At 64.7% G+C, this 18426-nt stretch carries 15 protein-coding genes; 6 read left to right on the forward strand and 9 right to left on the reverse strand.

What is annotated here, in order from left to right; translation table 11 throughout:
- Window positions 1–34 precede the first annotated feature (34 nt).
- Both WDM24_RS24015 and WDM24_RS24020 read right to left on the reverse strand, forming a co-directional pair.
- Complete coding sequence (locus WDM24_RS24015) at window positions 35–1090, reverse strand: phenylacetaldoxime dehydratase family protein (RefSeq protein ID WP_338827264.1); 1056 nt, start codon at window positions 1088–1090, stop codon at window positions 35–37.
- A gap of 32 nt (window positions 1091–1122) precedes the next feature.
- Window positions 1123–2133, reverse strand: a complete 1011-nt coding sequence (locus WDM24_RS24020; protein WP_166306941.1) for a carbon-nitrogen hydrolase family protein — start codon at window positions 2131–2133, stop codon at window positions 1123–1125.
- A 207-nt stretch (window positions 2134–2340) separates the two neighbouring features.
- Here WDM24_RS24020 and WDM24_RS24025 point away from each other — a divergent pair, with 207 nt between their 5' ends.
- The 3 genes from WDM24_RS24025 to WDM24_RS24035 all read left to right on the forward strand — a co-directional run bounded on the left by WDM24_RS24025 (window position 2341) and on the right by WDM24_RS24035 (window position 5355).
- Window positions 2341–3297, forward strand: a complete 957-nt coding sequence (locus WDM24_RS24025) for a helix-turn-helix domain-containing protein (protein ID WP_338827265.1) — start codon at window positions 2341–2343, stop codon at window positions 3295–3297.
- Window positions 3298–3448: 151 nt separating this feature from the next.
- Window positions 3449–3802 (forward strand): PilZ domain-containing protein, encoded by a 354-nt coding sequence (locus WDM24_RS24030; RefSeq protein WP_166296959.1) that lies wholly within the window; start codon window positions 3449–3451, stop codon window positions 3800–3802.
- 131 nt (window positions 3803–3933) lie between these two features.
- Window positions 3934–5355: an MFS transporter gene (locus WDM24_RS24035; RefSeq protein ID WP_166296961.1), complete on the forward strand. Its 1422-nt coding sequence runs from the start codon at window positions 3934–3936 to the stop codon at window positions 5353–5355.
- Between the two features lie 100 nt (window positions 5356–5455).
- Here the strand turns inward: WDM24_RS24035 and clpA are convergent, their stop codons facing one another.
- Together clpA and clpS are read right to left on the reverse strand one after the other, a co-directional pair.
- Window positions 5456–7864, reverse strand: a complete 2409-nt coding sequence (gene clpA, locus WDM24_RS24040; RefSeq protein ID WP_166296963.1) for an ATP-dependent Clp protease ATP-binding subunit ClpA — start codon at window positions 7862–7864, stop codon at window positions 5456–5458.
- A gap of 257 nt (window positions 7865–8121) precedes the next feature.
- Complete coding sequence (gene clpS / locus WDM24_RS24045) at window positions 8122–8454, reverse strand: ATP-dependent Clp protease adapter ClpS (RefSeq protein ID WP_029083287.1); 333 nt, start codon at window positions 8452–8454, stop codon at window positions 8122–8124.
- Window positions 8455–8953: 499 nt separating this feature from the next.
- Between clpS and WDM24_RS24050 the strand changes: the two genes are divergently transcribed.
- Entirely contained in the window at window positions 8954–10834 is a 1881-nt protein-coding gene (locus tag WDM24_RS24050; protein WP_338827266.1) for a pilus assembly protein, read from the forward strand.
- A gap of 73 nt (window positions 10835–10907) precedes the next feature.
- Here the strand turns inward: WDM24_RS24050 and WDM24_RS24055 are convergent, their stop codons facing one another.
- Entirely contained in the window at window positions 10908–11246 is a 339-nt protein-coding gene (locus WDM24_RS24055) for a phasin family protein (RefSeq protein WP_029083285.1), read from the reverse strand.
- 423 nt (window positions 11247–11669) lie between these two features.
- Between WDM24_RS24055 and WDM24_RS24060 the strand changes: the two genes are divergently transcribed.
- On the forward strand, window positions 11670–13457 hold the full coding sequence (locus tag WDM24_RS24060; protein WP_338827267.1) for a D-alanyl-D-alanine carboxypeptidase: 1788 nt from the start codon (window positions 11670–11672) through the stop codon (window positions 13455–13457).
- A 343-nt stretch (window positions 13458–13800) separates the two neighbouring features.
- Here the strand turns inward: WDM24_RS24060 and WDM24_RS24065 are convergent, their stop codons facing one another.
- Window positions 13801–14520, reverse strand: coding sequence for a DnaJ domain-containing protein (locus WDM24_RS24065; RefSeq protein WP_338827268.1), 720 nt, complete (start codon window positions 14518–14520; stop codon window positions 13801–13803).
- Window positions 14521–14649: 129 nt separating this feature from the next.
- Here WDM24_RS24065 and WDM24_RS24070 point away from each other — a divergent pair, with 129 nt between their 5' ends.
- Complete coding sequence (locus WDM24_RS24070; protein WP_338827269.1) at window positions 14650–15057, forward strand: DUF302 domain-containing protein; 408 nt, start codon at window positions 14650–14652, stop codon at window positions 15055–15057.
- Between the two features lie 12 nt (window positions 15058–15069).
- Here the strand turns inward: WDM24_RS24070 and WDM24_RS24075 are convergent, their stop codons facing one another.
- The 3 genes from WDM24_RS24075 to WDM24_RS24085 form a co-directional block, all read right to left on the reverse strand.
- Window positions 15070–15810, reverse strand: coding sequence for a VWA domain-containing protein (locus tag WDM24_RS24075; RefSeq protein WP_338827270.1), 741 nt, complete (start codon window positions 15808–15810; stop codon window positions 15070–15072).
- A gap of 115 nt (window positions 15811–15925) precedes the next feature.
- Complete coding sequence (locus WDM24_RS24080; protein WP_338689455.1) at window positions 15926–16867, reverse strand: alpha/beta hydrolase family protein; 942 nt, start codon at window positions 16865–16867, stop codon at window positions 15926–15928.
- 431 nt (window positions 16868–17298) lie between these two features.
- Window positions 17299–18408: an AraC family transcriptional regulator gene (locus WDM24_RS24085; protein WP_338827271.1), complete on the reverse strand. Its 1110-nt coding sequence runs from the start codon at window positions 18406–18408 to the stop codon at window positions 17299–17301.
- Between the last annotated feature and the right edge of the window lie 18 nt (window positions 18409–18426).

An 18426-nucleotide genomic window follows, 5' to 3' on the forward strand; every position in this document is an offset into this window, starting at 1 on the left:
GGCCTGCGCTCGCTCTATCCGAGCATCTGCGGCGTCAGGCGGACGGCGCCGCCGCGACCTGCACCGCGCCCAGCATGCCGGTCCGTTCGTGGCAACCGAGATATTCGAAGAACTGCTCGTCGGCGGCGGCGACGGTGACCTCGTGATACAGCCTGAGCTTTGCGTTCGGTCCCAAGGTCGACAGATACTTCATCGCCGCGCCAAAAATCCTGACATGGGTCGGATGCGATTCCGCCCAGCGCTCCAGCGCCGCCAGACTCTTCCACCAGCTCTGGCCGTAGGATTTTTCGGTCGGCCTTCCCTCGGCGTCGACGACGCGCATATAGCGGTTGGCGTAGCAGCCGATCGGCACGCCCTCGTCGCGCAGGAAATCCATGCCTTCGCGCAGCACCGGCTCGACATCGTCGAGATACATCTTGCGCTCCGACGCCTCGGTGTCGCTCCAGTCCTGCCCGGAGCGGATCAGGCAGAGATTGTCATGCGCAACCACGCGAATCCGCGCGCCTTCGCGGATCACGCAAGGCTCCCCGCCCGGCGTCATCGCGTCGGTCTGGGACAGCGGGATGCGGTCGCGCATGCCGCCCCAATAGGCGTGCTCCTGCACCTCGCCGCTCATGCCATCGGCAAGAACGGCGACGCCCTCCGGGCAGCCGAGCGACGAGAACAGCGTCTCGTAGCGCGCAACATGCGGCCGCAGCACCTCGATGAAGCGGCCGACGCCGCCACCCGCCGCGGCGCTGCCGGTCCAGGCCTCGCGCGCGCCGTCGAACCAGGCATCGAAACGCCCGGCATCGTCCCAATAGGCCACCGAGACGACATTGGTGAAGCCGGCCTGGTCGACATATTGCGCGCGATCCCAATGGGTCGGGCCGTTCTCCCCGGCAAAGCGCTTTGCGATTTGCGCCAGCGCCTCGGCCGCTGCTGCGGTCGGCTCGCCGCGAACCTGCACGCCGAAATAGGCCATGATGACGCTTTTGACCGCGGGCTTGTGGCGCGCGACGAACGACGGATAGGGCGGCGCGTAGTCGTCGGGCACGCGACGATGACGCGACCGTTCTGCTTGCAGATGAGTGGGAATCGCGGATTCCATGGCAGTCGCCTCCGGTTGGATTTCCCGATGCTTCAGCTCGCGGCCGCGTCGATCTCCTCGAGACTGTCGAGCGGCAGCGCGAAATGCTCGACCCGCTTCGAGGGCTTCTTGTTCAGCAAGAGACGCGTGACGTCGGGCCGCGAATAATGCCCGGCCGGATCGGCGGCGTTCTTGGCGATCCCGATCGCGCCGAGATCGATATCGGCGAGCAGCAGGCCTTCCTGATCGGGCGGCAGTTTCTCGGCGATCGAGCTGCCGTCCGGCCCGTAGATCGCCGCGTGTCCACCGCCGACATGCAGCAGCCCGTGCTTGTCCTCGCGGTCGCACATCTCGTCGATCATCGCCTGCGAGACCGTGGCGCAGGGCGCCAGCACGAAGCACGAGCCTTCGACCGCATAGACGCGCGAGGCCGCGTTGTTGACCTCCCAGCCGAGCGCCGGCGCGAACGGATCGTACAGCGAGAAGCTCGGCCAGGCCGCGACGTGGACCTGCTCGTTCTGGGCATACATCGCGTATTTCGACAGCGGCTGCAGGTGCTCCCAGCAGCACAGCGCGCCGAGCCGGCCGATGCCGGGGCGGTCATGCACCGCAAGGTCGCTGCCGTCGCCCTCGCCATAGACGGTGCGCTCGGCATGGGTCGGCCGCAGCTTGCGCCGCTTGGCGATGGTCTCGCCGTCGGGTCCGATCAGCCATTGTGCGAGATAGAGGCTGCCGCCGTCGCGCTCGGACAGGCCGAGCACTGCTGTCATGCCGGCCTTCTTCACCGCGAGCCGCAGCTTCTCGGCCTGCGGGCTGTCGTAGCTCAGCGAATTGTCGAAATAGCGCTGCACAAAGCCGCGCCCGATCGCCCAGGCCGGCGAATCCAGCCAGATATACCAGGGATAGCCGGGGATGAAGGCCTCCGGGAATGCGATCAGTTTGGCGCCTTTGGCGGCGGCCTCCTCGATCAGCGCGATGCTCTTCGCAACGGAGGCGTCGAGGTCGAGCCAGGCCGGTGCTGCCTGCACCACCGCAACGCGATATTTCGGATGTTCGATACCCATGATGTCCTCCTCGCGGCCGGCCACTCCGGCCGGTTCGTACTTGATCGGCCCTATCAGCCTCTGACATCATGCTGCCCCGGGACCGGAAACGCCGTTCGACCAGGACGGAAGGAAAATTCGACTGCGGAGGCGATTCCCCAGCCGTGCCCGGTACGAAGCTTGCTTTGTTGGAGTGGCCAGCGTTTGCACTCGTGAAGGGAGGAAATCATGCCGGCCCTGTTCACCACGGACAACGCGCCCACGCATCGGCGCCTCGCGCTCTGGCGGGACATCGTCTGCGACGTGTTCGTGCAGCTCGACTGCAAGTCCGAGCTCGGCAGCGCCTTCCACGGCGCCATCACCAGCGCGCAACTCGGCGCGGCGAAATGCTCCGTCGTCTCGTCAGGCCAGCAGCGCGTGCTGCGCACGCCGTCGCGTATCGCGCGCGCCAGCGAGGACTTTGTCCTCGTCGCGCTCGGCCAGCGCGGCTGTGGCGCCGTGCTGCAGGACGGCCGCGAGACCGTGATCCAGCCGGGCGAGTTCGCGTTCTACGACACGACGCGGCCCTACGAATTGCGCTTCGACGACGACTTCACGCAAACCATCTTCCAGGTGCCGCGCGAGATGCTGCACCGGCGCTTCGCCGGCACGCAGGGTCTCACGGCGACCACGTTCTCATCGGATCGTCCGGTGCAGCGGCTGGCCTGGCAGTTCATCACGGGCCTCTCCGACGTCGCCGACAGGCTCGATCCGGACAGCGCGATCCGCCTCGCCGATCAGGCCGCCGACCTGCTCGCGATGGCGATAAGCGAACGGCTCGGCGGCGTGGCGCTACAGGCCTCGACCCACCGCTCCGCGCTGCTGTACCGACTGAAGGCGCATGTGCTCGCGCACCTGCAAAACCCCGATCTCGGCCTCACCGAGACCGCGGCCGCGCTCGGCATCTCGCCGCGCTATGTCAACAGCCTGCTGGCCGACGAGGACACCTCGTTCCAGCGCTTCGTGCTGGCGCAGCGGCTGGAGCGCTGCAAGCGCGACCTCGCTTCCCCGGCGCACGCGCATCGCCATATCGGTGAGATAGCGTTCGCCTGGGGCTTTAACGATCTCTCGCATTTCGGCCGCGTGTTCCGCGACCATTACGGCCTGTCGCCGCGTGATTGGCGGCACAGCCGGCTGCCGAATTAGCGTCAGATGGCGGTTTGCGGCGCAAAATAGCCGAGAATCCGCACCCTCACGGATGCTAACAATTTACGCTAACTGCAACCGGTTCCCGCCGCGCCCTTCTTTTCGCAGGTCCGGACCGGTACAGTCCTGCCGTTCATTTGGAGTATTTCCCATGCAGGACCGGCGCCAGAGCCCACGCGACAAGGTATTTTACGGTGCGGTTGCGGAGATCAATGAGCGCGGCTCGACGATGGATTGCGTCGTCCGCAACATCAGCGAAAGTGGAGCCTGCGTCGAATTCGGCGACGCCGCACGCCTGCCCGAGGAGATGAACTTAAGCATCGCGCGCAAGGGCCGCTCGTTCCTGGCGCGCCTGATCTGGCGCCAGGCCAACAAGGTCGGCCTCGCGTTCCGGATCATGACCTCGGACACGCCGGTCAGCGATCTCGACGAGCGGGTCCGCCGCAGCGAGATCAAGAAGCGGCAGCTGCAGCGTCGCATCAAGGAGTTGCTCGGTCAGGACTAAGGCGTCCTCGCGCGGCTCGCCGGCCTCGTTTCGATCGCGGCCGGCGTCTGCCATTTCGGGGGTTGCAAAGGTCAGGCTAATCCAGCATCCGGTAAGCGCGCCGATGCTGGAACCGAAAGCAACTTCACGACATGTCGTCCGCGATCATTGAGCATCCCGACGGGCTGCCGCAGCCGCAGCGCAATTGGGCCATTCTCACGATCGCACTTGGCCTCGTGATGGCCGTCGTCGACGGCTCGATCGCCAACGTGGCGCTGCCGACCATCGCCCGGGATCTCGACGCCAGCCCCGCATTCTCGATCTGGATCGTCAACGGCTACCAATTGGCGATCACGATCTCACTGCTGCCGCTGGCCTCGCTCGGCGAGATCATCGGCTATCGCCGGGTCTATCTGGCGGGACTGTTGCTGTTCGCGCTGGCCTCGCTGTTCTGCGCACTGTCGCACACGCTGCCGCTGCTGACCGTCGCCCGCATCCTGCAGGGATTTGGCGCCGCCGGAATCCTCAGCGTCAACACCGCGCTGGTTCGCTTCATCTATCCGCATTCGCTGCTCGGCCGCGGCATCGGCGTCAACGCGCTGGTCGTCGCGATCTCGGCCGCGGTCGGCCCGACCATCGCCTCGTTCATCCTGGCGATCGGGACTTGGCCCTATCTGTTCGCCATCAACGTCCCTCTCGGCATCATCACGCTGGCACTGGGCTGGCGCTTTCTGCCGCACACCATGCCCGCCGTGCACGCCTTCGACTGGCAAAGCGCTGCGATGAGCGCCATCGCATTCGGGTTTGGCATCAGCGCGCTCGATAGCGCCGGCCATGGCGAGGCGCTGTATCTCTGCGCATTGGAGTTCGCCGTCGCCGTGGTTGCCTCGCATTTGCTGTACCGGCGGCAACAGCATCTGCCCTCGCCGCTGCTGCCGGTCGACCTGTTGCGGATTCCGATCTTCGCGCTGTCGATCGGCACCTCGATCGCCTCGTTCTGCGGCCAGATGCTGGCCTTTGTCGCGATGCCGTTCTATCTCGAGAACCATTTCGGATATTCCGCGGTGCAGATCGGGCTGTTGATCACGCCGTGGCCGATCGCGGTCGCCTTCGCCGCCCCGCTCGCCGGCTGGCTGGTCGAGCGCTATCCGGCCGGCCTGCTCGGCGGCATCGGCCTGCTGTTGTTCGCATTGGGATTGGGCACGCTGGCATTCATGCCGGCCAACGCGACGCCGATCGACGTGATCTGGCGGATGGCGCTTGCCGGTGTCGGCTTCGGCCTGTTCCAGACCCCGAACAACCGCACCATGATCGCCGCCGCCCCGCGCGAGCGCTCGGGCGGCGCCAGCGGCATGCTCGGCACCGCGCGCCTGCTCGGACAGACCATCGGTGCTGCCCTGGTGGCGTTGCTGCTGGCGCGGTTTCCGACCGACGGCACAAGGATCTCGCTGATGGTCGGCGTCGGCTTTGCGCTGGTCGGTGCCGTGCTCAGCACGCTGCGGCTGTCATCGGTCGGCAGCCGCGGCGCCGAACAGGTGCGGGTTCATGAGGGTCAGCGCTTGAAGGGCGAGTGATGCGGCACACGATCCGGATTGATCGCGTCATGCGCCAATCGTCGCCAAACAAAAAGGCCGGCTGTTCAGCCGGCCTTTTCATTTGATTGCTCACTGCGCCTCAGGCCTTGACCATCGGACCCTTCGAGGCCGGCCCCTTGGTGCCGCCTCCGCCGCCGTTGTTGGGACCGCCCTTCGGCGGCTTGCGCTTGCGCGGCGGCAGGTTTTCCGGCTTCGGCGTGACCGGGCCCTCGACATATTCGAAGCCGATCTTGTCCTTGGCGGTCGCCTCGTCCTTGACCAGGACGACGCGGACATGCCCGCCGCCCTTGAGCTGGCCGAACAGAACCTCATCCGCGAGCGGCTTCTTGATGTGCTCCTGGATGATGCGCGCCATCGGACGCGCGCCCATCTGCTCGTCATAGCCGTGCTCGATCAGCCAGGCCTTGGCAGGCTCGGACAGCTCGATCGTGACGTCGCGGTCGGCGAGTTGCGCCTCGAGCTGCAGCACGAACTTCTCGACCACCATGCCGATGACGTCGGCATTGAGGTGCGCGAAGGAGACGATCGCATCCAGCCGGTTGCGGAACTCCGGCGCGAACTGGCGGTTGATCGCCTCGTGGTCGTCGCCTTCCCGCTTCGAGCGGGTGAAGCCGAAGGCCTGCCGCGCGAGGTCGGCCGCGCCCGCATTCGTGGTCATGATCAGGATCACGTTGCGGAAGTTGACCTGCTTGCCGTTGTGGTCGGTGAGCCGGCCATGGTCCATGATCTGCAGCAGCACATTGTACAGATCCGGATGCGCCTTCTCGATTTCGTCGAGCAGCACCACGCAATGCGGATGCTGGTCCACGCCGTCGGTGAGCAGGCCGCCCTGGTCGAAGCCGACATAGCCGGGAGGCGCGCCGATGAGGCGCGACACGGTATGCCGCTCCATGTATTCGGACATGTCGAAACGCAACAACTCGACGCCAAGCGAGGCTGCCAGCTGCTTTGCGACCTCGGTCTTGCCGACGCCGGTGGGGCCCGAGAACAGATACGAGCCGATCGGCTTTTCCGGCTCGCGCAGGCCGGCCCGCGACAGCTTGATCGACGCTGCCAGCGCCTCGATCGCCTTGTCCTGGCCGAACACCGTGCGCTTCAGCGTCTGCTCGAGATGCTTCAGCACCTCGGCATCGTCCTTCGACACGCTCTTGGGCGGGATCCGCGCCATGGTCGCGATCGTGGTCTCGATCTCCTTGATGCCGATCGTCTTCTTGCGCTTGCTCTCGGCGACCAGCATCTGCGCCGCACCGGACTCGTCGATCACGTCGATCGCCTTGTCGGGCAGCTTGCGGTCGTGGATGTAGCGCGAGGACAGCTGGACGGCCGCCTCGATCGCCTCATTGGTGTATTTCAGCCGATGGTAATCCTCGAAATAGGGCTTCAGGCCCTTGAGGATCGCGATCGCGTCTTCCACCGTCGGCTCGTTGACGTCGATCTTCTGGAAGCGCCGCACCAGCGCGCGGTCCTTCTCGAAGTGCTGACGGTATTCCTTGTAGGTGGTCGAGCCCATGCAGCGGATCGTGCCCGAGGCCAGCGCCGGCTTCAGCAGGTTGGACGCGTCCATCGCGCCGCCGGAGGTGGCGCCGGCGCCGATCACGGTGTGGATCTCGTCGATGAACAGGATGGCGTTCGGGTGCGCCTCCAGCTCCTTCAGGACCTGCTTGAGCCGCTCCTCGAAATCGCCGCGGTAGCGGGTGCCGGCCAGCAGCGTGCCCATGTCGAGCGAGAACACGGTCGCGGCCGCCAGCACTTCCGGCACATCGCTGTCGACGATGCGCTTGGCGAGGCCTTCGGCGATCGCGGTCTTGCCGACGCCGGCTTCGCCGACGAACAGCGGGTTGTTCTTCTGGCGGCGGCACAGCACCTGGATCGCACGGTTGATCTCGGCATTGCGGCCGATCACCGGATCGATCTTGCCGTCACGCGCCTTCTTGTTGAGGTTGACGCAATAGGTATCGAGCGCCTCGCCCTTCTTCTTGGCGTCCTCGTTGCCCTTGGTCTCGGTTTCCTCGTCGACGCCGCGCACCGGCCGCGCCTCGGAGACGCCGGGCCGCTTGGCGATGCCGTGGCTGATATAGTTGACGGCGTCGTAGCGCGTCATGTCCTGCTCCTGCAGGAAGTACGCAGCGTGGCTCTCGCGCTCGGCGAAGATCGCGATCAGGACATTGGCGCCGGTCACTTCCTCGCGACCGGACGACTGGACGTGAATCACCGCGCGCTGGATCACGCGCTGGAACCCGGCCGTCGGCTTCGCGTCGTCGGCGCCGTCGGTCACCAGGTTCTCGAATTCGGTCTCGAGATAATTGACGAGGCTGGTCCTGAGCTTGTCGAGATCGACGCTGCAGGCCCGCATCACCGCCGCCGCATCCGAGTCGTCGATCAGCGACAGCAGCAGATGTTCGAGCGTCGCGTATTGATGGTGACGCTCGTTCGCGATCGCCAATGCACGATGCAAGGATTGTTCAAGGCTTTGAGAAAAAGTAGGCATTCGCGTCCTCTATGGCCCCCGGCCATCATGATCGCCATTACCGGGTCAGGCAATAACAACCTTCGTGATCGCCATTGATATAGTTACGACGGATCGTGGCGAAAGACCGGCCCCGACACGATGGTTTTCCTCTAAATTGCAGGCTCCGGAACGTCGCATGCGGCCACGCCCGTGATCAAACGGGACGTGCGGCTGCGTCATGAAACGCGATGCAAGACCCGTTCCGCGGCCCGCGGCGGGTCAATCGTTCCAGCGAACTACTTCTTTTCCATCACACATTGCAGTGGATGCTGATGCTTGCGCGCGAAGTCCATGACCTGCGTCACCTTGGTCTCGGCGATCTCGTAGGTAAACACGCCGCACTCACCGATCCCGTGATGGTGAACATGCAGCATGATCTTCGTCGCCGCCTCGGCGTCCTTGTTGAAGAATCGTTCCAGCACATGAACGACGAACTCCATCGGCGTGTAGTCGTCGTTCAGGATCAGGACACGATACAGGTTCGGCCGCTTGGTCTTCGGCTTGACCTTGGTGATGACCGAGGTCGACGGGCCGGTGCCCGCGCCGTTGCGGTTGTCGTCATTGCTCATTGTCGGCGCATGCGCGGCGGCGACCGCCGGCATGGACGAAACCGGCTCGGAGATCAGGGCTGTAGACGTAAGTCGCAACATGGCTCAGGCGTTCGAATTCCCCAGGGGAAACCGGTTGGCGATTGGAAGGTTGTCGCGATGGCCGCAAGACTGATCGCGGAACCCCCAGCAATGCTTTCCAGATTGCCGCTCCCGGTTCGATCCGGCGGCCGGATCGACCTCCCGAATATGGGCCTCGCGACGCCCTGCCGCAAGCGCAGAACCCCGGCGACCCACCGGTCCGATTCCCGGCGCGGCAACCCTTGGAAGGTTAATCATTTCTGGCCGATTTGACAAAGGAGTCGGGCGTCCAATTTAGACGCCATTGAGGATAGCGAGCGCTTTTGCCCTGATTTTGAGCCTTCCGCAGGGCCGGATGCCGGGTTTCCCCAGCCCGATTCACCATCTGTTTAGCCGCGCGCGTAGAGATGGCCCAGCAATCCATTTTGACGAGAGCGCCATGCTTGGTTCAGCCATTTCCAATCGCTTCCGCTCGGCTGCCCGCCGGTTTTCCAGGGCAACTAACGGCAATGTCGCGGTGATCTTCACCCTGGCCGTAATACCCTTGATGGCCTTCGTGGGCGCCGCGATCGACTATACCCGCGCCAACAACGCCCGCTCCTCGATGCAGGCTGCGCTCGATTCCACCGCGCTGATGCTGTCCAAGGATCTGACCATGGGCAGCATCACGGCGGCGCAGATTCCCGCCAAGGCACAGACCTATTTCACTGGCCTTTATACCAACAAGGACGGCCAGGGCATTGCGGTCTCGGCCACCTACACCACCCCGACCTCCAGCACCGCGGCGACCATCCTGCTGAACGGATCCGGCTTCATCAAGTCTGACTTCATGCAGCTCGCCGGCTTCCCGACCATGAATTTCAGCAGCTCGACGACCACCACCTGGGGCAACGTCAAGATGCGCGTCGCGCTCGCCCTCGATAACACCGGATCGATGGCCCAGGACGGCAAGATTACCGCGCTGCGCAACGCGGTGGCCGGAACCGGCGGACTGATCGACCAGCTCAGCGCGCTGAGCAAGAGCAACGGCGACGTCTATATCTCCGTCATTCCGTTCGCCAAGGTCGTCAATGTCGGCACCGGCAATTCCGGCCAGAGCTGGATCGACTGGACCGACTGGCTCAATCCGCCGACCACGCAGCCCGCCAACGGCACCATGCAGGCAAGTCTGCCGATGAACTGGCATGCGGTCGGACCGGGTGCGCGCTGCCCCTGGACCACCAGCAGCGGCGGCTTCAGCTGCGTGAGGAATCCGACCAGCACGTCCACCACGAACTACATCCCCTCGAGCGGGACCTATTCCGGCTACATCTGCCCGAGCGTCGATGCCAACTCGCACACGCGCTACAACGGCTGCTGGGTGAGCACGGCGGCTGGCACCGGCGTGTTCTGCACCGGGTCGTCGTCCTGCGCCTGTCCGACGGATTCCTCCGGCAACGCCGTGAGCGGCTGTAGCTGCTCTACCAGCGGCGGCGTCAAGTCGTGCACCGGCAATCTGTATACCCACAACTGGACGCAGCCGGGCCCCAACGACACGACCGACAATCCGGGCCAGCCCCGCGTCAGCGCGGTTGTCGGATGGACCAACAACAAATGGACCGCGACCACCCAGACACCCACCGTGCAGAACGATTGGCGGCAGGCGTCCACCAATCCGATCGGCAACTGGACGGGCTGCGTCGCCGACCGCACCCAGCCGAACGATGCGACCGGCGTGCTGCCGGCGTCGTCCGACGTGACCACGCTGTTCCCGGCCAACGAGTACTATGAGAACAGCACGTACTACTGCAACACCAGCGTTTCGACGCCGCTCGAGCCGATCATCCCGCTAAGCTACAACTGGACCTCCCTCAAGACTGCGGTCAACGCGATGCAGCCGACCGGCGGCACCAACCAGGCGGTCGGACTGGCCTGGGCCTGGCAGTCACTGCTGGTGGGCGGTCCGCTGAACGCACCGGCGGAAGATTCCAATACGACCTACAACCGGGTCATCATCCTTTTGTCCGATGGTCTGAACACCGAGGACCGCTGGCCCGACTACGGCGACGGCAGCTCGCAGGCATCCGGCAATCCGATCGACGCAAGGCAGGCGCTGATGTGCCAGAATCTGAAGGCCGCGACGGATAGCGGTGGCCGGCCAATGTACACCATCTACACGATCCAGGTGAACACCGGTACGCCCGCCGATCCGACCTCGACCGTCTTGCAGAACTGTGCGAGCAGCGCCGACAAATTCTACATGCTGACCAGCTCGACCCAGATCGTGTCGGCGTTCAACTCGATCGGAACGGCGCTGAGCAAGCTGCGGCTGGCGAAGTAGCCGCCCGCTTCAGGCACAACAAAAAAGCCCGGCCGCAACGGCCGGGCTTTTCGTTTGTCTCGATCAGCGGGGCTTACTGAGCAGCCGGCGTGAACTTGGAGACCAGGCCCTCATAGGGCTTGAAGGTCTGCTTGGCGCAGTCGCTGTACAGGCCGGCGATCTTCTGCGATTCCGCGACGAAGGTCTCGTAGGACGAGCGCAGGTACTCGGTCTGCGCCTCGAGCGCCTTGTCCAGCGACTTCACGCCCGACAGCTTCTCGACGAACGACTTGGTGTCCTCAAAGGACTTCTTGGCATAGTCGCCATAGGCGGTGGCAATGGCCTGGACGCCGCTCTGCAGGTTGTTCGCGGAGGCGGTAACCGACTCCATATGCTCTTTGCCGTAGCTCTGAATGTCTTCGATCTTGACCATGGATAGAATGTCCTTTTCCCAGACTTGAACGCGCAAATTCCCATGCCGGGAAGCTCCCGGCCCCCTGACTTGATCAGAATACCGCATCGCACAATAAAGTCAACAAATATTGTGCAACGCACAATCACACAGCCCGAATCTTCGGCATTTGCGCTAAACCCCGGGCGACTGCGCAACGGTTGCTTAATCTTTTGGAAACTCGGTCCGCCTAACCTGATTCCCGGGCTCTTGTTCGCCTTCCAACAGACGGCCCCGAAAGCTGTTTGTGAACAACACCTTAGCTAGAAGAGCGACCTGAGCGGCCACCGCGGCGAATGGGTTCTGCCCGAAGTGGTTGGTTGCGCAGGCAAGGATCGATGGCCGCCGGGCACAATTTCGCCTCACGAGCCAGTGATCTAGATAGAAATTGGGACGGGGAAGTAGATGCTTCGAACAACCTTGGCCTCCTCGCGGGCGCTGCGAGTTGGCGTTCTTGGGCTCGTGACCGTCACGACGGCGATCCTGATCACCAGTGATAGCGCGGAGGCGCGCCGGCACCGGCGCCACTACGCCCGGCACCACAACAGCGAGCCCGCGCGCGAAAGCTACAGCCCGCAATTCGCGACGATCATTGTCGACGGCAACACCGGCTCGGTGCTGACATCAAACAGTCCCGACGGCCTGCGCCACCCCGCCTCGCTCACCAAGATCATGACGCTCTATCTACTGTTCGAGCGCCTCGATTCCGGAAAGATGAAGCTCGACACCGAGATGCCGGTGTCCGAGCACGCCTCCGAACAGGACCCGACCAAGCTCGGCCTGCGGCCCGGCCAGACCATCAAGGTCGAAGACGCCATCAAGGGCCTGGTCACCCGTTCCGCCAATGACGCCGCGGTCGTGATCGCTGAGGCGATCGGCGGCAGCGAAGACGATTTCGCCCGCATGATGACCCGCAAGGCCCGCGCGCTCGGCATGAGCCGGACCACCTATCGCAACGCTTCGGGCCTGCCGAACGACGAGCAGATCACCACCGCGCGCGATCAGTCGACCCTCGGCCGCGCGATCCAGGACCGCTTCCCGCGCTATTATCGCTACTTCTCGACGACGGCCTTCAATTTCCGCGGCCACACCATCACCGGTCACAATCGCCTGCTCGGCAGCGTTGAGGGCGTCGACGGCATCAAGACCGGCTACACCCGCGCCTCCGGCTTCAACCTCGTGACCTCGATCCACCGCGGCAATCGCTTCCTGGTCGGCGTGGTGCTCGGCGGCCGCAGCGGCGGCTCCCGCGACGCCATCATGCGCAACCTGCTGGCCGAGAACATCGGCAAGGGTGCGACCACCCGCACGGCCGCCGCGATCACCGAACGCAATCCGGCCGACGCCAATGTCGAGGTCGCCGATGCAGACGATGCACGCGCTTCGGCGGAGACCACGCCGGTCGCAGCGGCGGAGCCCGCCGCGCCTGCGGCGATGCCGGCGCCGCGCCCGGCCAAGCCCTCCCTGATGGCGGCCGCAGCCGCCGCCCTGCCGCCGCCCCCGGCAAAGCCGGAGCCGCAGGCCAAGCCCGAGCCGGCGCCGCTGACCTCGGGCGTGATCCAGACCCAGCCGATCGCCGCGATCCCGGGCTCGGCTGAACCGATGAAGCCGGTCAAGGTGAAGACCGTCCAGATCAAGGCCGGTCAGATCAAGCTCGCCGCCGCTGGCCCGGTGCAGGCCGCGCCCCCGATCACCAGCACGATCCCGTCGCGCGGCGAGATGCCCGAGACCTCCAATGCGATGATGGCGCGTGCCGCCGAGACCTCGAGGCCCGAGATGCCGCCGCAGCCGGCCAATTTCGGCACCGGCAACGGCATCCTCGGCGTGCTGCCGGCTTCGGCCGTGCGTGCGCCCGCCCCGCCGGCGCCGCAGACCGTGGCGTCGATCGAGCCCACCCGCAGCCTGCAGGCCGCGCCGCAGACCAGCGCCGCCAAGCCGAGCGCCGCGCACACCGGCTGGATCATCCAGGTTGGTGCGCTGGAGACCGAAGGCGAAGCCAACAAGCGTATCGATCTCGCGCGCAGCTCGGCCCGCGGCCTGCTCAGCAAGGCGGATCCGTTCACCGAGGTCGTCGCCAAGGACAATCGCAAGCTCTACCGCGCCCGCTTTGCCGGTCTCGAGCGTGACCAGGCCGAAGCGGCTTGCAAGACGCTGAAGCGCGCCGAGATTTCCTGCATCACCGTTCGCAACTGATCGACCCCGGAGTTTCGGTTCTGATTGAATCAGAACCGAAACTCTCGCTTCCTTGTTTTGACGCGTTTTCTTCACGCGAACCGGTGTCCACTTCGCTCGAAAACGCTTCTGACTGCTGATCTCAAAAGGCCGGCGCCAAAAGCGCCGGCCTTTTGCTTGGCATGCCGCCGCAAGAAAAACCGAGCCGTCAGCGCGCGGCGCAATCATGAAACTTCTCGTCAAGCTTTTACGGTTAAGTTTTCCCGAAAGAACATCGGTCACGCCGGACAGCGGCGGGCCAGACGGGGCATCGATCAGAGACGGAAGGCAGCTCTCGGCCGTGGCGTTGTTGGCGTAGCCGGAGTTAGAGATGCGTGCGAAGCAGAGTATCCTTGGCCTCGTTCACCCGGGCCGCGAGGTACGTCGAGCCCCCCTGGTCGGGATGGAGTTTCTTCATCAAGGTGCGGTGAGCCCGGCTGATGTCGTCGCGCGACGCGCCCGGCTGCAGGCCAAGGATCTGATAGGCCTCCTCCTCAGTCATTTTGCCGCTCGCCGCCGCACGGCCCTGCCGCCCTGCCCGGTCGCCCTGCGCGTCCTGACGCCAGGCGGGAAAGCGGCGGTCCAGATAGCTTTCAAGTAGCGCGACGCTCTCGGCGTCGAAGCTCGGGACCATCGCCAACAGCTGCGACAGGTCGAACTCGTCGAGCGTGCGGCCGGCCTGCGGTCCGGCCACGATCTGACCGCTGAGCACACCGCTGCCGTGATCAAGGCTCATGTCGATATATTGCGAGCGCACCCGCGAGCTCTGCCCCGCGCTGCGCGAACCGCCGAACATGCCGCCGAAATTGGGGAAGCCGGTATTGCCGAACGGCGACCAGCCGAGCAGTCCGGCGCCGAAGATGCCGAGCGGAATGGCCACCGCCAATTCGCCCCGCACACCGGTGAAGGCCGCAACGGCGAGCGCAAGCACCCCGCCTCCGATCTTGATTGCGCGCGCGAGCACGGCGGGATTGGCCGCACGAAACATCTGCAGCGCGGAATACAGGACGACAATTGCGACGACGCCGGCGATCAGGGTTGGCATGCGCAGAATATAGGCGGCCCGGCGACAAAAAGCATGCGAACCTTCGTCTCACCGGAGCGTGAAGCGCAGCCGCGTGGCGCCAGCCCCCGCCATTGAGTAGCTTGCGCCGACCGCACCGGAGGACAGTTGATGGCGATTGACGGACTGATCAGCCTTCGCAGCAATGTCGGGCCGAAGCAAACGGCCGATCGGCTCAAGTCCGAACTCGAGGCGCGCGGGCTGACCCTGTTCGCGCAAATCGATCACGCCGCGGGCGCCGCCGGCGCCGGTCTCGCGCTCCGCCCCACCGAGCTCTTCGTGTTCGGCAATGCGAAGGGCGGCACCCCGCTGATGCAGGCCACACAAGCGATCGGGATCGATCTGCCGCTCAAGGCGCTGGTCTGGCAGGACGCCGGCGGCGACACTTGGCTCTCCTACAACGATCCGGCCTGGCTCGCCGAACGGCACGGCGTCGCGGACAACACCCAGGCGGTGACCGCCGCCATGTCGGCGTTGCTCGGCGCAATTGCAAAGACCGTGACGTCAGGCGGGGCCTGACGCAGCGCCGCCCTACTTCATCTGACCGATCAGCTTCGCCGCACCGCTTGCGGTCTTGGCCAACTGCAATAGCGCCTCGCGGCCACCCGCGGCATAGGCCGCGGCGGCGCGCAGCAGCTCGCGGAGCTGCGCGGCCGCGCCGGGATCGAACCTGCACCATGCGCCGCCCGTCAGCCGCGCGATCTCGCGGAACGCTTGCTCGGCAGCCGCGTCGTGCCCTTCCTGGAACATGAAGACCGGTACCTTGAGCAGGCCGAGCTCGCCGGCCTTGCTGCAGAGCTCGTCGACGCTCTCCTCCATCGCGTCGCCCACGAACACCAGCGCGCGCACGCCCGATGCGACCGCCTCGCGACGCGTCTCCGACAAGACCTTGCCGATCTGGGTATTGCCGCCCTGGCAATCGATCTTGCTCATCAGCCGCGCGAGCTGCGCGCTGTCGGAGATCCAGCCGGTGGCACGGCATTCATTGAAGCCGCGGTAGTACACCAGGCGAATATCGAGGCTGCCGAGCGAGCCGGCCTCGCGGAACATGTCGGCCTGCAGCGTGCATGCCATGTCCCAGGTCGGCTGCCGGCTCATCGTGGCGTCGAGCGCGAACACCAGCCGGCCGCGTGCGCCGGCGCGATGCGGCGACATCGCCCGCGCCTTCGCCACGAACGCGGCGATGTCGTTCGCGGTCGACGACGGCACGTCCGGAGTGTCGGCCGGGCGTACATCGCTTCCGGATGTCGGTTTGATTGTCTTGCCGGCCATCAGCGCTTGCCTCGTGCAGCAAACACTATGTGGGCCGCGCCGTCGAGTTGGTCAACGTAGCGGATCGATCAAGATCGCGGACCCCTCTGCCCGGATCGGATCCCGGGCGGCCCCGTCAATTGGTGATCGACGGATCCTTCTTCGTCTCGGTCTTGGTCAGCGAGAGCGACTTCTTGACCTTGTCGGTGAAGGTCTGACGCTTCTCGATCGGCACGTAGAGCGAGACGGGACCCGGCTCCAGAATCTTCGGCGGCGCATTCCTTGTGTCGACCGCCGCGACATCGCTGTCGGTGTCGGCCAGGAATTTATCGAGCATCGCCTGGATCGAGTCCTTGGCCTTCTCGGGTCCGGTGTCGCGCATGTCGTTGTGCTGGAAGTTGGTGTTCACAACGGTGATGCCGGCCTTCTCGCACTCCTCGGCATCGGGAACGACGCCGGGATCAGGCTTGAACTGCGAGTCGTGGGAACGGAACGACAAAATCTTGAACCTGCCGTCGGTCATGAACGGCACGCGCAGATTGTCCAGCGTCACGACCTTCTTGATTTCGTCGGGATACTGCTTGGCGAAATACATCGCGATGTCGCCGCCATTGGAATGGCCGACCATCGTCAGCTTGCTGTAATCGGCGTTCGGGTGACGCTTCTTCATCTCCTCGATCGCGAATTTGATGTTGGTGATGCCGCGCTGATACTGCGGCAAGCGGCCGACATAGATCTCGCCGACCTTGGTCACCATCGGTCCGTCCGACGGCAGGTCGTTCTGAATGCTGATGGTCAGATAGCCGCGCGCCGCGAACACGTTCGCGAGGAAGGAATATTCAGTGAATTTGACGGTATTGCCATGATTGAGGATCGCAACCGGCAACTTGATCATGCCAGCGTCGGCCTGCATCTCCTTGTCGAAGCGCACGGCGACGTCGACTGCGACCGGTCGCTCATCGCGAGTCGGATCCTTGAACATGATGGTTTCGTGACGGATCGCCCACTTGCTCGCGGTGAAGTAAGCCGCCGTGACCACCACACAGAGCGAAAGCAGAACGGAAATTCCACGCTTCATGACGTCCTCAAGGCGCCCGCCTTACAGGGCTGATTTTCGCCGGAGGCTCTTCGGCCTCCTTTCTCAGAATATATGTCACAGCGCCGTGACAGGAAGTCCAAATATTGTGGCTTTGACGCCATAACGTTGTGCGCTGCACCTATAGTTTGTGCATTTGCTTCTACCGCGTTGGCGCGATGGCACCGCAGCACCTCACCCGCCGGCATGACGGATAAGGGAGCGATGGCGCCCTAGTCAAACCGGATTTCGGCTGCTTTGTTCCGGCTTTTTGGCCACTCTGTGGCAAAAATCACCGGAAAACCACGGATTTCAACCGATTTCGGTGTAAATGACCAGCTTCAGGCCGGGATCGTCATTGGCCTGGAAACTGGCGTATTCGAAACGCAGCCGGCCGCGCCTGCGCCGGGTTCTGAACCCGGTTGGCCGATTCCTCAGTCCGGCTGGCCGATTCCTGGGACGTCATCCGGGTTGCCCGCCCCGGACGCGTGCTTCGCGAGCGCGACGCGCCGGAATTCAGTCGGTGTCAGGTCGGTGGCCGCCTTGAAGGCCCGATTGAACGGACCGACCGACTGGAATCCGGCATCCATGGCGATGGTCAGCACAGGCACTTGCTTTTGCCCGAGGTCGGCCAGGGCCGCCTTGGCTTCATCGATCCGGTAGCCATTGAGGAAGGCATTGAAGTTGCGGTGCCCGAGCCCTTCATTGATCAACTGCCGCAGCCGGTACTCTTGAACGCCGAGCTCTGCGGCCAGCGCGCCGATGGTCAGTCCTTCACGCCGATAGGCGCGTTCCACGGTCATCAGCCGCTGCAACCGGCGCAGCAATTCGGCGTCGACCGCGGACGGCTTGTCCTCTCCAGGTGCCACAGCACTGGTCTCGCCCGGAACCCTGTCCGTGGTGGGCAGAAAAGCGGATGCCTGCTGCATTCGGGCCGCCTGAAACAGGCTCCATCCACTGAGGCTCAGCAGCGCCCACAGCCCGACCGCGTTGGCGATGCTCCAAACGGAGGAGCCGAACGCGGGCCAAAGGCCGTGAAAAAACCCCGCGACGCTATAGGTCACCGCGCCGACCAGGACGACGGCGCGCAATCGCCGTCGTCCCACCACCAGGTCCAGCCGCCATGTCGCGAGCGTCTGCGCCGCGGCCAGGAGAGCGAGGCCGAGATAGACGAACGACAGCGGTCGATCGAGGTCGCCTCTGAGCACGGTTCTTGCGGGCCAGAGGTCAAACAGTTGCGCGCCGACAATGGCGACCAGCAAGGCACCATGCCAGGGCCGCAGCACGAAATCGTCATCGAAGGTCGCGCGCGCCCAGAGCCAGAGCAGGACTGCCCCGCTGCTGGAAAGAGCGGCCAAGATCAGGCTCCAATATCGCCATGGCCGCGGAAATCCCGGCGCTGAGGAAATCGCTGATGCCGCGACGGCGACCAGCAGGGCGGCGCTCAGGCGCGCCGGCGCGTCCCTGCGGTCACGCAGCAACACGCCGGCGATCAGCAACGCCAATCCGACGGCCGCGCCCCGACAACTCAGATCGATCGCCATCAACGCGCTGCTGCTCAC

Source organism: Bradyrhizobium sp. 27S5 (assembly GCF_037217225.1).
GTDB lineage: Bacteria > Pseudomonadota > Alphaproteobacteria > Rhizobiales > Xanthobacteraceae > Bradyrhizobium > Bradyrhizobium septentrionale.